Source organism: Aeromonas sp. FDAARGOS 1418, assembly GCF_019048585.1.
GTDB classification, from domain to species: Bacteria; Pseudomonadota; Gammaproteobacteria; order Enterobacterales; family Aeromonadaceae; genus Aeromonas; species Aeromonas caviae.
Map to the genome: position 1 here is coordinate 2,541,526 of NZ_CP077387.1, position 16,962 is coordinate 2,558,487.

At 60.9% G+C, this 16,962-nt stretch carries 4 protein-coding genes; all 4 read left to right on the forward strand.

From position 1 onward, the window contains the following. Positions 1-4: 4 nt before the first annotated feature. Complete coding sequence (locus tag I6L48_RS12010) at positions 5-1,336, forward strand: TolC family outer membrane protein (RefSeq protein ID WP_010675164.1); 1,332 nt, start codon at positions 5-7, stop codon at positions 1,334-1,336. A gap of 99 nt (positions 1,337-1,435) precedes the next feature. Continuing rightward, on the forward strand, positions 1,436-2,194 hold the full coding sequence (locus I6L48_RS12015; protein ID WP_223917454.1) for a transglutaminase-like cysteine peptidase: 759 nt from the start codon (positions 1,436-1,438) through the stop codon (positions 2,192-2,194). A gap of 3 nt (positions 2,195-2,197) precedes the next feature. Further along, complete coding sequence (locus I6L48_RS12020) at positions 2,198-4,123, forward strand: EAL domain-containing protein (protein WP_113070081.1); 1,926 nt, start codon at positions 2,198-2,200, stop codon at positions 4,121-4,123. A gap of 267 nt (positions 4,124-4,390) precedes the next feature. Beyond that, positions 4,391-16,906, forward strand: a complete 12,516-nt coding sequence (locus tag I6L48_RS12025; RefSeq protein WP_254203212.1) for a retention module-containing protein — start codon at positions 4,391-4,393, stop codon at positions 16,904-16,906. Positions 16,907-16,962: the final 56 nt, after the last annotated feature.

Below are 16,962 nucleotides of genomic sequence, written 5' to 3' on the forward strand. Positions count from 1 at the left end.
TACCATGAAGAAGACGATTGTTGCCATGCTGGTTAGTGGCACCATACTGTTCCCGGGCCTGAGCCAGGCACAGACGCTGGAACAGTCAGTGGCGCAGTCACTGGCTACCCATCCGAAAATCAAGGAAGCTTTTGATCTCTATCAGGCACGACTGTATCAGCATGATGGAGCCAAGGGCGGCTATTACCCCACCATTGATCTGCGTGGTGGCGTCGGTTACGAGAAGACTGACAGTCCCTCGACCCGTGCCGCAGGTCCCAATTCACAGACGATCGATGACTCCATGACGCGCAAGGAGGCCGGGATCAGCCTTCGCCAGATGCTGTTTGACGGCTTTGATGTCAGCAGCAACGTGGCACGGACCGATGCCGCCGCCCAGGCCCAGCGCCTGGCGATGATCTCCGAGGCGGAGAACACGGCCCTGCGCGTGGCCGAGGTCTATCTCAACATGCTGCGTCAGCAGGAGATTCTGGAGCTGTCCAAGCAGAACCTTGAAACCCACGAGCAGATCCGCAGTGACATTCAGAAACGGACCGACTCCGGTCTTGGGTCGACCGCTGACCAGACCCAGATCGACGGTCGTGTGGCTCGGGCTTACTCCAATCAGGCGGCGGCGGAGAACAACTATCGGGATGCCGAGAGTGAGTTCATCCGTGTCGTCAATGAAGTGCCCAAGGATCTCGTTCAGCCAGTACCGAACACCCAGCTCCTGCCAGCAACACTGGAAGATGCGCTGAAGACGGCAACAGAGGTTCACCCGACCCTGCTGTCATCCCTGCAGGACATCGAAGAGGCGAAGTACCAGCATGAAGGCTCCAAGTCAGGGTTCTACCCGAACGTAGCCTTTGAAGTGGATCAGAACTGGAACGAGGACATTGATGCGGTCAAAGGCCGTAACGACGATCTCACCGCCATGGTCCGGATGCGTTACAACCTGTTCCGCGGTGGGTCCGATCTGGCAGAAAGCAAGGCAACCTCTGCGCTCTATTCCCAGGCCAAAGACATTCACATGAATGCCTTCCGTCAGGTGGAAGAGGGGACCCGCCTCGCCTGGAACGCCAAAGAGTCGCTGGCCAAGCAAAAAGTCTTCCTCAAAGAGCACGTGGACGCCAGCTATGACACCGTACAGGCGTACAAGAAGCAATTCGGCCTGGGCCAACGGACCTTGCTGGACGTGCTGAACACGGAGAACGAACTGTTCGAGGCTCGCCGCAGCTACATCACGGCCGAGTACGACTCCCTGTTGGCGGATTATCGTATCCTCAATGCCACCGGTGGTCTGCTCAATGCCCTGAATGTGCAGCAACCGGCTGAATGGCAGGCCAACAACAACTGATGGCCCTGCCACTGATGTCATATCAGGCAAGGGGAATGGCTGCAGCGTGCTGCAGTCATTCTTTTATGCGTCCGGCGGTCAGGGGATGATGGCGGCGTCATGACACAGAAAGAAGTGGCATCGACAGGCTGGAGCCGACGTGATGGGTATCGAGCTGTCGCAGGTGCACGCGCGCCCTGGCGGGTTCGCCTGCTATGGCTGGCCCTGCTGGCGATCCCCCTGCTGCTCAGCGCCAGCCAGCCTCTCTCACCGGAGGATATGAAACTGGTCAAGCGCGCTGAGGAGACCTATGGCCCCAGGGCCGGCAAACGGGTCACCAGCTGGCGCACTTTGGCAATGCAGAACAAGGCGGCGGGGCTGACGGATCGGCAGAAGCTGGAGAAGGTGAACCAGTTCTTCAACCAGATGCGTTTCATCGATGACATCAAGTTGTGGCACAAGAAGGATTATTGGGCGACACCGCTGGAATTTCTGGGCGCAGCGGGGGGAGATTGTGAAGACTTCAGCATTTCCAAGTATTTTACCTTGCTGGAACTTGGCATCCCTGATGAAAAAATGCGAATGGTATATGTCAAGGCATTGGATTATAACCAGTTTCATATGGTCGTTGCCTACTATGAGACGCCTGCGGCAGTACCCCTGATTCTGGACAATCTTGTCGGCTCAATTCGCCCGGCGACCCAACGGGCGGATTTGTTGCCAATTTACAGTTTTAACGGTAGTCACTTGTGGCTGATGAAAGCGCGTGGTCAAGGGGAACTGGCCGGGCAATCATCCCGCTTGGGATTATGGACGGACTTACGCAATCGCATGACATCGGGGCGATTGGCTCGGCCTGCGGTCAATTTGGATGATTAACCTATGACGCTCTACAGACAACTATTGGCAACCATGCTGCTGCTGTTCGGATTGCTGTTTGCCGCCACCTATTGGGTGCAATTCAATTCGACCCGCAACTACCTGGCGCAGCAGCAGGAGACCACCGTCATCAATACGTCCACCGCACTGGGTCTGGCGCTGACCCCCTATCTGGAGAACGGCGACAAGGTCAGTGCCGAATCCGTGATCAAGGCGGTGTTCGACGGGGGTTACTACAAGCTGGTCCGTCTCGATCTGCTGGCCTCCAAGGATGTCATCGAGCTGGAGAACAGCAGCCATATCGAAGGGGTCCCACAGTGGTTCATTGGGCTGGAGCTGTTCCCTGAAGTGGCCAATGAATCGATTTTGACGTCGGGTTGGCTGCAACTGGGCAAGCTGAAGGTCGTCGGCCACCCTGGACAAGCCTACTACGAGCTTTGGAAAGGAATGAGCGAACTGGCCACCTGGTTCCTGGTCGGCTTTCTCGTCACCACTCTCTTGCTGATGCGGGCGCTCAATTATCTGCTCAAACCGCTCAAGCTGATTTGCGATCAGGCGGTTGAAATCGAGCTGCACCATTTCGGCCACGCCATTCCCGAGCCCAAGACCCGCGAGCTGCGGCAAGTGGTACAGGCCATCAATACCCTTTCCAGCAAGCTTGCCGTGCAGTTCAAAGAGCAGGCCGACGAGGCCGAGAATCTGCGAGCCCGCGTCTATGTGGATGCCGTCTCCGGGCTTGGCAACCGCTCTTACTTCGTCGGGCAGGTCAATGCCTGGATTGCGGAGGCCGGGCAGGGCGGGGTCATGCTGGTGGCCGTCGACATGCTGGACGATCTCTATCGGGAAGAGGGCTTTGCTGCAAGGGACAACATGGTCAAATCCATTGCACAGGTGCTCAGGGAATTGCTGGATGGCTGGGATGGCGCGGCGCTGGCCCGGATCTCGGCGACGGAGTATGCCTTGCTCTGCCCCACCGATGATCTGTCTCAGCTCAAGGAGCTGGCGGAGCTCATCAACAGCCGTATCGCCGATCTGGTTGTCAATCCCATGGGAGAAAGCGGTGCGCTGTCCGTCGTCGGCATCGCTGGCCGTGATGGCAATGACGATCTCTCGGCCCTGCTGACGAAGGCGGATAACGCCCTTGGCAAAGCGCGCAATGAGCGGCGCGGTGCCGTCGTGATGGAAGGCGGCAATGAGCAGGGACTGATGGGACGCCTTGCCTGGCGAGACCTGGTGCAGGATGCCATTGCCAGACATCTCTGGCGCTTCAAGGCACAGCCTGCATGCCGCTTCGATGATGGTACCCGCCTGCATGCCGAGTTGTTCGCGGCCATCTCGCGAGATGGAACGGATTACTTCGCAGGGCAGTTCTTGCCTGCGATCGAGCAGTTCAAGATGGGGGCCGAGTTTGACAAGGCGGTGCTGGAAGCCTGCGTCCCCTTGTTCAAGCAGCAACCGGAATTGGTGTTGGCAGTCAATATCACGGCGGGTTCTCTCTGTTCGGATGAGTTCCTGACATGGCTCAGAGGCTATCTGTCGCTGAACGTGGAGCTGAAGGAGCGACTGCTGTTCGAGATCCCGGAAGCGGCCATCATGAAACACAAAGAGTATGTGACTCATCTGGTTGAGCTGTTGCGAGAGCACGGCTTCTTGTGGGGGGTCGATCACTATGGCCGGCACTTCCAGTCCCTCGGCTATCTGGAAGAGCTGACCCCCGCTTATGTCAAGGTGGACCACGGGTATACCAGCCAGGTCATGGAACCAGGCGCCGATACCTCCTTCCTGGCGGCTGTCTGTCGGGCTGCCCACAACGCGGGTGTCATGACCATCGCCACCCGTGTGGAAGATAAACGGCAGGTTGAATTGTTGTCCAGTTTGCATATCGATGGTTATCAGGGGTTCGTTCACCCTGCATTTCCACTGGCATAAGCGGTACAACTCGATAGAAAGGGGCCCATTAAGGGCCCTTTTTTATATCTGTTTAGAATATGTACATCATTTTTACGCGACATATAGGTAATATCACTAAAACTCGCGCTGTTACTTATTTGATTTTTATATGTAAAAAATATTCGTTCGATTCGCTGCATCGGATGAAGTCAAAGAGACTCAACCCTGTACATTTTTGCAACGGAAGCAGGACGGGGGCGTATCTAGAGTGTAGGCATCAAGATCTGTCACCCTGGAGCAATGGATATGCGCACCCAAATCATCGACAAAACCGTGGTCGTCTCTTCCGTAGAAGGCAACGTTCAGATCCTGCTTGCCGATGGCAGCAGTCGCCCTCTCCAGCCTGGCGAGATACTGCAGCCTGGCGCCAGACTCAATATCGCTGATGATGCCAAATTGATGCTGGCGCCCTACGATGACAAACCTGCAGAGGGCAATGGTGTCCCGGCAGGGACAGAGATGCCTCCAGAGGGGCAATCTTCCTCATCGGTTGCCAATCATCAGCAAGGCTCGCCTGAAGTGTCGCCAGAAATTGCGGCGTTGCAACAATCCATCCTGCAAGGGGTTGACCCGACCAAGAACTTCGAAGCCTCTGCTGCCGGTGGGGCACCTGCCGCCGGTGGTGGTGGCGGTATCGGCGGGGTCGCTGGGGCCAGTGGCAATGGTGGTTTTGTTGTCATAGATCGCATCGGAGATGCGACCATAGCCGAGGCCGGATTCGATACCGGCTATGACACGTTGATCGATCAGAATGTGCTGCAGGAAGACGATCTTCTGCCCGAGAATCAGCTCGATGATCAGGATGAGTCTGCTGTTACCCAGGAAGATCAGGCCATCAGTGGCAATGTGCTCGACAACAGCAACAATCCGGATGGTCCCCTTGATACGTCTGTCATTTCCTATAGCTGGGGCAGCAATCAGGGAATTGCTGCCGGCGTTGAGAGCACGCTGGATGGGATTGGTACGCTGATCATCAATGCGGACGGCTCCTATACCTTTACCCCTGCGCTGAACTACACAGGCCCTGTACCTGCGGTCAATTACACCGTAACGGATGGGGATGATACCAACGACGCCACTCTGACCATCACCATCACCCCTGTAGATGAGCCTGTCTCGCTGAATGGATTGCAGGTCGAGGGTGGTGAGCTTGTCCTTGAAGAAGCCGCATTGCCGGATGGCTCAGCCCCCGATGGCGCCGCCTTGACCAAGAGCAGTACCTTTACATTCAATGCGGCAGATGGAGTACAAAGCCTGACACTGGGAGGTGTGACGCTGATCAGCAATGGCCAGGTCTTGACCACCTTCCCCCAGGGGATCCCCAGTCCTTTGGGAAATCAACTGCTGGTGACCGGCGTCAGCTACAACCCGGTGACAGGGGTTGGCAGCGTGACCTACAGCTACACCCTGAACGATAACGAAACACATAACAAACCTGCAAATGATGGGGCTCTGACGGAGAGCTTCAACGTCGTGTTGACGGACCTCGATGGCGACACGACCAGTGCAGGGCTGGATGTCGTGGTGCTGGATGACGTGCCGACGGCGGTGAGCGACGTCAACCTGACGGTGGCGAGCGAGAACAACCTGGTCCTCAATGGCAACGTCATCACCAACGACGTGCAGGGGGCGGATGGCGCGGCGGTGACTGCGGGCACCCTGAGCGGGACCTACGGCAGCCTGGTGCTCAATGCCAACGGCACCTACACCTACACCCTCAACCCGAACGACGGAGACTTCAAGGCGCTGACCGGGGGCGGGGTGGGCAGCGAAGTGTTCACCTACACCCTGACGGATGCGGACGGAGACGTGAGCACGGCGACCCTGACCCTGACCATCAAGAACGACGATGACGGGGTGACCATCACCAACCTGACGCCCAAGGGCGTGGGCGGGGATGCGAAGGTGTACGAAGACGACCTGCTGGCGACCCGCGGCGAGAACGAATCGGCGGGGTCGGACAGCAGCAAGGAGTCGACCACGGTGACGGGGGACTTTACCATCAGCGCGCCGGACGGAGTGAAGACCCTGAGCGTGGGTGGCATCAACATCGTGGTGAACGGGGTGGTGGCGGGCTTCCCGCTGAGCGGGGTGACCACGCCGCTGGGCAACACCCTGACCATCACTGGGTACAACCCGGCGACCGGGCTGGTGAGCTACAACTACACCCTGAACGACAACGGGGCGCACCCGACGGCGGACGGCAACAACAGCCTGTTCGAAGACTTCGCGGTGAGCCTAGTGGACAGCGACGGTGACTCGGCCTCGAACACCCTGAGCGTGCAGATTGTGGACGATGTGCCGACGGCGGTGAGCGACGTCAACCTGACGGCGGCGAGCGAGAACAACCTGGTCCTCAATGGCAACGTCATCACCAACGACGTGCAGGGGGCGGATGGCGCGGCGGTGACTGCGGGCACCCTGAGCGGGACCTACGGCAGCCTGGTGCTCAATGCCAACGGCACCTACACCTACACCCTCAACCCGAACGACGGAGACTTCAAGGCGCTGACCGGGGGCGGGGTGGGCAGCGAAGTGTTCACCTACACCCTGACGGATGCGGACGGAGACGTGAGCACGGCGACCCTGACCCTGACCATCAAGAACGACGATGACGGGGTGACCATCACCAACCTGACGCCCAAGGGCGTGGGCGGGGATGCGAAGGTGTACGAAGACGACCTGCTGGCGACCCGCGGCGAGAACGAATCGGCGGGGTCGGACAGCAGCAAGGAGTCGACCACGGTGACGGGGGACTTTACCATCAGCGCGCCGGACGGAGTGAAGACCCTGAGCGTGGGTGGCATCAACATCGTGGTGAACGGGGTGGTGGCGGGCTTCCCGCTGAGCGGGGTGACCACGCCGCTGGGCAACACCCTGACCATCACTGGGTACAACCCGGCGACCGGGCTGGTGAGCTACAACTACACCCTGAACGACAACGGGGCGCACCCGACGGCGGACGGCAACAACAGCCTGTTCGAAGACTTCGCGGTGAGCCTAGTGGACAGCGACGGTGACTCGGCCTCGAACACCCTGAGCGTGCAGATTGTGGACGATGTGCCGACGGCGGTGAGCGACGTCAACCTGACGGCGGCGAGCGAGAACAACCTGGTCCTCAATGGCAACGTCATCACCAACGACGTGCAGGGGGCGGATGGCGCGGCGGTGACTGCGGGCACCCTGAGCGGGACCTACGGCAGCCTGGTGCTCAATGCCAACGGCACCTACACCTACACCCTCAACCCGAACGACGGAGACTTCAAGGCGCTGACCGGGGGCGGGGTGGGCAGCGAAGTGTTCACCTACACCCTGACGGATGCGGACGGAGACGTGAGCACGGCGACCCTGACCCTGACCATCAAGAACGACGATGACGGGGTGACCATCACCAACCTGACGCCCAAGGGCGTGGGCGGGGATGCGAAGGTGTACGAAGACGACCTGCTGGCGACCCGCGGCGAGAACGAATCGGCGGGGTCGGACAGCAGCAAGGAGTCGACCACGGTGACGGGGGACTTTACCATCAGCGCGCCGGACGGAGTGAAGACCCTGAGCGTGGGTGGCATCAACATCGTGGTGAACGGGGTGGTGGCGGGCTTCCCGCTGAGCGGGGTGACCACGCCGCTGGGCAACACCCTGACCATCACTGGGTACAACCCGGCGACCGGGCTGGTGAGCTACAACTACACCCTGAACGACAACGGGGCGCACCCGACGGCGGACGGCAACAACAGCCTGTTCGAAGACTTCGCGGTGAGCCTAGTGGACAGCGACGGTGACTCGGCCTCGAACACCCTGAGCGTGCAGATTGTGGACGATGTGCCGACGGCGGTGAGCGACGTCAACCTGACGGCGGCGAGCGAGAACAACCTGGTCCTCAATGGCAACGTCATCACCAACGACGTGCAGGGGGCGGATGGCGCGGCGGTGACTGCGGGCACCCTGAGCGGGACCTACGGCAGCCTGGTGCTCAATGCCAACGGCACCTACACCTACACCCTCAACCCGAACGACGGAGACTTCAAGGCGCTGACCGGGGGCGGGGTGGGCAGCGAAGTGTTCACCTACACCCTGACGGATGCGGACGGAGACGTGAGCACGGCGACCCTGACCCTGACCATCAAGAACGACGATGACGGGGTGACCATCACCAACCTGACGCCCAAGGGCGTGGGCGGGGATGCGAAGGTGTACGAAGACGACCTGCTGGCGACCCGCGGCGAGAACGAATCGGCGGGGTCGGACAGCAGCAAGGAGTCGACCACGGTGACGGGGGACTTTACCATCAGCGCGCCGGACGGAGTGAAGACCCTGAGCGTGGGTGGCATCAACATCGTGGTGAACGGGGTGGTGGCGGGCTTCCCGCTGAGCGGGGTGACCACGCCGCTGGGCAACACCCTGACCATCACTGGGTACAACCCGGCGACCGGGCTGGTGAGCTACAACTACACCCTGAACGACAACGGGGCGCACCCGACGGCGGACGGCAACAACAGCCTGTTCGAAGACTTCGCGGTGAGCCTAGTGGACAGCGACGGTGACTCGGCCTCGAACACCCTGAGCGTGCAGATTGTGGACGATGTGCCGACGGCGGTGAGCGACGTCAACCTGACGGCGGCGAGCGAGAACAACCTGGTCCTCAATGGCAACGTCATCACCAACGACGTGCAGGGGGCGGATGGCGCGGCGGTGACTGCGGGCACCCTGAGCGGGACCTACGGCAGCCTGGTGCTCAATGCCAACGGCACCTACACCTACACCCTCAACCCGAACGACGGAGACTTCAAGGCGCTGACCGGGGGCGGGGTGGGCAGCGAAGTGTTCACCTACACCCTGACGGATGCGGACGGAGACGTGAGCACGGCGACCCTGACCCTGACCATCAAGAACGACGATGACGGGGTGACCATCACCAACCTGACGCCCAAGGGCGTGGGCGGGGATGCGAAGGTGTACGAAGACGACCTGCTGGCGACCCGCGGCGAGAACGAATCGGCGGGGTCGGACAGCAGCAAGGAGTCGACCACGGTGACGGGGGACTTTACCATCAGCGCGCCGGACGGAGTGAAGACCCTGAGCGTGGGTGGCATCAACATCGTGGTGAACGGGGTGGTGGCGGGCTTCCCGCTGAGCGGGGTGACCACGCCGCTGGGCAACACCCTGACCATCACTGGGTACAACCCGGCGACCGGGCTGGTGAGCTACAACTACACCCTGAACGACAACGGGGCGCACCCGACGGCGGACGGCAACAACAGCCTGTTCGAAGACTTCGCGGTGAGCCTAGTGGACAGCGACGGTGACTCGGCCTCGAACACCCTGAGCGTGCAGATTGTGGACGATGTGCCGACGGCGGTGAGCGACGTCAACCTGACGGCGGCGAGCGAGAACAACCTGGTCCTCAATGGCAACGTCATCACCAACGACGTGCAGGGGGCGGATGGCGCGGCGGTGACTGCGGGCACCCTGAGCGGGACCTACGGCAGCCTGGTGCTCAATGCCAACGGCACCTACACCTACACCCTCAACCCGAACGACGGAGACTTCAAGGCGCTGACCGGGGGCGGGGTGGGCAGCGAAGTGTTCACCTACACCCTGACGGATGCGGACGGAGACGTGAGCACGGCGACCCTGACCCTGACCATCAAGAACGACGATGACGGGGTGACCATCACCAACCTGACGCCCAAGGGCGTGGGCGGGGATGCGAAGGTGTACGAAGACGACCTGCTGGCGACCCGCGGCGAGAACGAATCGGCGGGGTCGGACAGCAGCAAGGAGTCGACCACGGTGACGGGGGACTTTACCATCAGCGCGCCGGACGGAGTGAAGACCCTGAGCGTGGGTGGCATCAACATCGTGGTGAACGGGGTGGTGGCGGGCTTCCCGCTGAGCGGGGTGACCACGCCGCTGGGCAACACCCTGACCATCACTGGGTACAACCCGGCGACCGGGCTGGTGAGCTACAACTACACCCTGAACGACAACGGGGCGCACCCGACGGCGGACGGCAACAACAGCCTGTTCGAAGACTTCGCGGTGAGCCTAGTGGACAGCGACGGTGACTCGGCCTCGAACACCCTGAGCGTGCAGATTGTGGACGATGTGCCGACGGCGGTGAGCGACGTCAACCTGACGGCGGCGAGCGAGAACAACCTGGTCCTCAATGGCAACGTCATCACCAACGACGTGCAGGGGGCGGATGGCGCGGCGGTGACTGCGGGCACCCTGAGCGGGACCTACGGCAGCCTGGTGCTCAATGCCAACGGCACCTACACCTACACCCTCAACCCGAACGACGGAGACTTCAAGGCGCTGACCGGGGGCGGGGTGGGCAGCGAAGTGTTCACCTACACCCTGACGGATGCGGACGGAGACGTGAGCACGGCGACCCTGACCCTGACCATCAAGAACGACGATGACGGGGTGACCATCACCAACCTGACGCCCAAGGGCGTGGGCGGGGATGCGAAGGTGTACGAAGACGACCTGCTGGCGACCCGCGGCGAGAACGAATCGGCGGGGTCGGACAGCAGCAAGGAGTCGACCACGGTGACGGGGGACTTTACCATCAGCGCGCCGGACGGAGTGAAGACCCTGAGCGTGGGTGGCATCAACATCGTGGTGAACGGGGTGGTGGCGGGCTTCCCGCTGAGCGGGGTGACCACGCCGCTGGGCAACACCCTGACCATCACTGGGTACAACCCGGCGACCGGGCTGGTGAGCTACAACTACACCCTGAACGACAACGGGGCGCACCCGACGGCGGACGGCAACAACAGCCTGTTCGAAGACTTCGCGGTGAGCCTAGTGGACAGCGACGGTGACTCGGCCTCGAACACCCTGAGCGTGCAGATTGTGGACGATGTGCCGACGGCGGTGAGCGACGTCAACCTGACGGCGGCGAGCGAGAACAACCTGGTCCTCAATGGCAACGTCATCACCAACGACGTGCAGGGGGCGGATGGCGCGGCGGTGACTGCGGGCACCCTGAGCGGGACCTACGGCAGCCTGGTGCTCAATGCCAACGGCACCTACACCTACACCCTCAACCCGAACGACGGAGACTTCAAGGCGCTGACCGGGGGCGGGGTGGGCAGCGAAGTGTTCACCTACACCCTGACGGATGCGGACGGAGACGTGAGCACGGCGACCCTGACCCTGACCATCAAGAACGACGATGACGGGGTGACCATCACCAACCTGACGCCCAAGGGCGTGGGCGGGGATGCGAAGGTGTACGAAGACGACCTGCTGGCGACCCGCGGCGAGAACGAATCGGCGGGGTCGGACAGCAGCAAGGAGTCGACCACGGTGACGGGGGACTTTACCATCAGCGCGCCGGACGGAGTGAAGACCCTGAGCGTGGGTGGCATCAACATCGTGGTGAACGGGGTGGTGGCGGGCTTCCCGCTGAGCGGGGTGACCACGCCGCTGGGCAACACCCTGACCATCACTGGGTACAACCCGGCGACCGGGCTGGTGAGCTACAACTACACCCTGAACGACAACGGGGCGCACCCGACGGCGGACGGCAACAACAGCCTGTTCGAAGACTTCGCGGTGAGCCTAGTGGACAGCGACGGTGACTCGGCCTCGAACACCCTGAGCGTGCAGATTGTGGACGATGTGCCGACGGCGGTGAGCGACGTCAACCTGACGGCGGCGAGCGAGAACAACCTGGTCCTCAATGGCAACGTCATCACCAACGACGTGCAGGGGGCGGATGGCGCGGCGGTGACTGCGGGCACCCTGAGCGGGACCTACGGCAGCCTGGTGCTCAATGCCAACGGCACCTACACCTACACCCTCAACCCGAACGACGGAGACTTCAAGGCGCTGACCGGGGGCGGGGTGGGCAGCGAAGTGTTCACCTACACCCTGACGGATGCGGACGGAGACGTGAGCACGGCGACCCTGACCCTGACCATCAAGAACGACGATGACGGGGTGACCATCACCAACCTGACGCCCAAGGGCGTGGGCGGGGATGCGAAGGTGTACGAAGACGACCTGCTGGCGACCCGCGGCGAGAACGAATCGGCGGGGTCGGACAGCAGCAAGGAGTCGACCACGGTGACGGGGGACTTTACCATCAGCGCGCCGGACGGAGTGAAGACCCTGAGCGTGGGTGGCATCAACATCGTGGTGAACGGGGTGGTGGCGGGCTTCCCGCTGAGCGGGGTGACCACGCCGCTGGGCAACACCCTGACCATCACTGGGTACAACCCGGCGACCGGGCTGGTGAGCTACAACTACACCCTGAACGACAACGGGGCGCACCCGACGGCGGACGGCAACAACAGCCTGTTCGAAGACTTCGCGGTGAGCCTAGTGGACAGCGACGGTGACTCGGCCTCGAACACCCTGAGCGTGCAGATTGTGGACGATGTGCCGACGGCGGTGAGCGACGTCAACCTGACGGCGGCGAGCGAGAACAACCTGGTCCTCAATGGCAATGTCATCACCAACGACGTGCAGGGGGCGGATGGTGCGGCGGTGACTGCGGGCACCCTGAGCGGGACCTACGGCAGCCTGGTGCTCAATGCCAACGGCACCTACACCTACACCCTCAACCCGAACGACGGAGACTTCAAGGCGCTGACCGGGGGCGGGGTGGGCAGCGAAGTGTTCACCTACACCCTGACGGATGCGGACGGAGACGTGAGCACGGCGACCCTGACCCTGACCATCAAGAACGACGATGACGGGGTGACCATCACCAACCTGACGCCCAAGGGCGTGGGCGGGGATGCGAAGGTGTACGAAGACGACCTGCTGGCGACCCGCGGCGAGAACGAATCGGCGGGGTCGGACAGCAGCAAGGAGTCGACCACGGTGACGGGGGACTTTACCATCAGCGCGCCGGACGGAGTGAAGACCCTGAGCGTGGGTGGCATCAACATCGTGGTGAACGGGGTGGTGGCGGGCTTCCCGCTGAGCGGGGTGACCACGCCGCTGGGCAACACCCTGACCATCACTGGGTACAACCCGGCGACCGGGCTGGTGAGCTACAACTACACCCTGAACGACAACGGGGCGCACCCGACGGCGGACGGCAACAACAGCCTGTTCGAAGACTTCGCGGTGAGCCTAGTGGACAGCGACGGTGACTCGGCCTCGAACACCCTGAGCGTGCAGATTGTGGACGATGTGCCGACGGCGGTGAGCGACGTCAACCTGACGGCGGCGAGCGAGAACAACCTGGTCCTCAATGGCAATGTCATCACCAACGACGTGCAGGGGGCGGATGGCGCGGCGGTGACTGCGGGCACCCTGAGCGGGACCTACGGCAGCCTGGTGCTCAATGCCAACGGCACCTACACCTACACCCTCAACCCGAACGACGGAGACTTCAAGGCGCTGACCGGGGGCGGGGTGGGCAGCGAAGTGTTCACCTACACCCTGACGGATGCGGACGGAGACGTGAGCACGGCGACCCTGACCCTGACCATCAAGAACGACGATGACGGGGTGACCATCACCAACCTGACGCCCAAGGGCGTGGGCGGGGATGCGAAGGTGTACGAAGACGACCTGCTGGCGACCCGCGGCGAGAACGAATCGGCGGGGTCGGACAGCAGCAAGGAGTCGACCACGGTGACGGGGGACTTTACCATCAGCGCGCCGGACGGAGTGAAGACCCTGAGCGTGGGTGGCATCAACATCGTGGTGAACGGGGTGGTGGCGGGCTTCCCGCTGAGCGGGGTGACCACGCCGCTGGGCAACACCCTGACCATCACTGGGTACAACCCGGCGACCGGGCTGGTGAGCTACAACTACACCCTGAACGACAACGGGGCGCACCCGACGGCGGACGGCAACAACAGCCTGTTCGAAGACTTCGCGGTGAGCCTAGTGGACAGCGACGGTGACTCGGCCTCGAACACCCTGAGCGTGCAGATTGTCGATGACGTGCCGACGGGCAACGATGATGCTGACAGTGCCACTGAAGGTGTGTTCACTCCGGTGACGGGTAATGTCATTACCGGGGCGGGGACCATCGGCGGCACAGCCGGTGCCGGGGTGGACGTCATGGGGGCGGATGGTGCGGCAATCAGCCAGGTCGTGAGCTCGAACGGCAATTCAGACAGTAATCCTGCCGGTGGATTCACTGTGACCGGGCTGTATGGGACGCTGACCATGGGGCTGGATGGCGAATACAGCTATACGCTCACGGCGGCATCGGTTCCCGTGGGGGCCTCAGAGGTATTTACCTACACGCTCAAAGATGGCGATGGTGATACGGATCCGGCAACTCTGACCATCAATATTGCTCAGGATACCCGTGTCCCTGTATTGACCATCGGCAATGCGACGGTTGATGAGGAGGGACTGCCTGAGGGGACGGCCGCCAGTGGTAATTCGGAGATATTCAATGGCAGCTTCACCATCAACACCCAGGGGGAAAATCTGACTACCTTGACCATCGGTGGGCAGGCTTACAACTTGACCAGTGGCGGCAGTCAGACCTTGATCAACAATACGGAAGGAATGCTGACGGTAACCGGTGTCAGCGGACCCACGGCCGGTGTCTACACGGTGAACTATACCTACACGCTCAAAGACAATGTGCTGACTCACAACGTTCAAGGCAACAGTGATACAGCGAATGGTCCGAGTTTCGTCGTGTCGGCTACGGATGCCAGTGGCGACAGTGGCACGGGTAACCTGCAGGTTGTGATCAGTGATGATGCCCCCATTGCCAATGCTGTTACCAATGCAGGCCAGGCGACTCAGGTGCAGAACACGAATCTGATGTTGATCCTCGATATTTCCGGCAGTATGGGTGATCCATCGGGCTATCAAGGCATGACTCGGATGCAGGTGATGCAAAAGTCCGCTTTGGAGCTGCTGGACAAATACAGCGCCTACGGCAGCGTCATGGTCAATATCGTGACCTTCTCCACTTCAGCCGCCAATCCGACCGGGGTGTGGGTCTCGGTCGATGTAGCCAAGGCCATCATCCTTGGCCTTACCCCCACGGACTCGACCAACTACGATGATGCACTGAACGAGGCAATCAAAGCCTTTGGCGATACAGGTAGACTCGCTAATGCGCAAAATGTCTCTTACTTCATGTCGGATGGTCTGCCAAATGCCAACTCGTTGAGCGGTACCCCCGCCACAGTTCCTGATGGCAACAACTCGCTTGGCGGTGGGAACGGGATCGATGGTGACGGCACGACACTGAGCGGTGAAACCAAGGACTGGGCCGATTTCCTGACGGCGAACAACATCAATTCATACGCGCTCGGGATGGGCTCGGGAGCGACCCAGTCTGCACTGGATCCCATTGCCTACAACGGGGTCAGTGGTGCCAGCCCGGCGAATACCACCGCAGTGGTGGTGACTGACTTCAGCCAACTGACCGCGACCCTTTTGAGCACTGTGGTAGCTCCGCCCCTGGCAGGACAACTGATCAACGGGGTAGCAGTGAGTGCTGGGGCCGACGGTGGCTGGCTCAATGCCATTACCGTGGGCGGGGTGACTTATACCTACAACCAGAAGACGGACTCCGCTGGCGTCTCGGGAGGAACATCAGTCGGGACTTTCAATACAGCGACCAATGAATGGACCATTACACTTGCAGGCGGCATCCTCAAGGTGGATATGGACAACGGCGCCTACACCTATACTCCGCCGACATCCATTCCGGTCGGGGGGATAAACCAGGTCGTGGGTTACAGTGTGATAGACAATGATGGGGATACTGCGTCCAGCACCTTGTCCATCGTTATCAACCCGGCGGTCGGTCCTACCGTGGTTCGTGATGACTTTATCATCACCAACCAGGACCCGGCGACCATTCCGGATTGGGCTCTGCTTGCCAATGACACCGGGCCTCTGGCTGCGACCCAGATGATCACGGGCGTCTCGGGAGCCGTTGGAGGGACCGTCACAGACAATGCAGGCTCGGTAACATTTGATGATACCTCCGGCAATGCGACTCCCAACTCTTACGAGGGTTCGTTCAACTACACCAATAGCACGACCACAGATACGGCCAAGGTGTATGTGGATGTGCAGAGCGGTTTGACACTTACCGGGAGCTATCTCGATGAGATCCTTATTGGGGGATCTGGAAACGATACGCTCAACGGCAATGCCGGGAACGACATCCTGCTTGGGGGGCTCGGCAACGACACCTTGAATGGCGGCAACGGCAATGATACGGCCAGTTACTTCGACAGTGCTGCTGGGGTCACGGTCACAGTCAATGGCGCCAATCAGAATACCGGAGGGGCAGGGACAGACAGCCTGAGCAACATGGAAAACCTGGTAGGGTCCATGTTCAACGACAGCCTGACCGGCGATGGCAATGCCAATGTCCTGAGCGGACTGGCAGGTAACGACATCTTGAGTGGTGGTGGTGGCGACGACCTGCTGATTGGGGGTACCGGCAGTGATACCCTGACTGGTGGGGCTGGCAAGGATACCTTCAAATGGATGGCAGGTGATGCAGGAGGCACGGATACCATCAAAGACTTCACCACGGGGGCCAATGGAGATGTTCTGGACCTGAGTGAACTGCTCAGTGGTGAGCATGCCGATGCGAGCACACTGGATCACTATCTTACCTTTGCTCCTGGTCCGGGCAGTGGCAAGTCGACTCTGACCATTGATCTGGATGGCGCGGGAAGTGGCACCACGACTCATACCATCCTCTTTGACAACGTGGATCTGACGGCTGGCAAATCCAATCTGCAGATCATTCAGGATCTGCTGGATCAGGGCAACCTCAAGGTCGATCCGTAAGCAGGGTATGGGGGCCGGGTGTGCCCGGCCCCTGTTATTTGATGGAGTGGGCAGAT

What these genes read in the sequence shown, in the direction of transcription:
- I6L48_RS12025 (WP_254203212.1), top strand. Translation starts at nt 4,391, where the DNA reads ATGCGCACCCAAATCATCGACAAAACCGTGGTCGTCTCTTCCGTAGAA.
- I6L48_RS12015 (WP_223917454.1), top strand. Translation starts at nt 1,436, where the DNA reads ATGACACAGAAAGAAGTGGCATCGACAGGCTGGAGCCGACGTGATGGG.
- I6L48_RS12020 (WP_113070081.1), top strand. Translation starts at nt 2,198, where the DNA reads ATGACGCTCTACAGACAACTATTGGCAACCATGCTGCTGCTGTTCGGA.
- I6L48_RS12010 (WP_010675164.1), top strand. Translation starts at nt 5, where the DNA reads ATGAAGAAGACGATTGTTGCCATGCTGGTTAGTGGCACCATACTGTTC.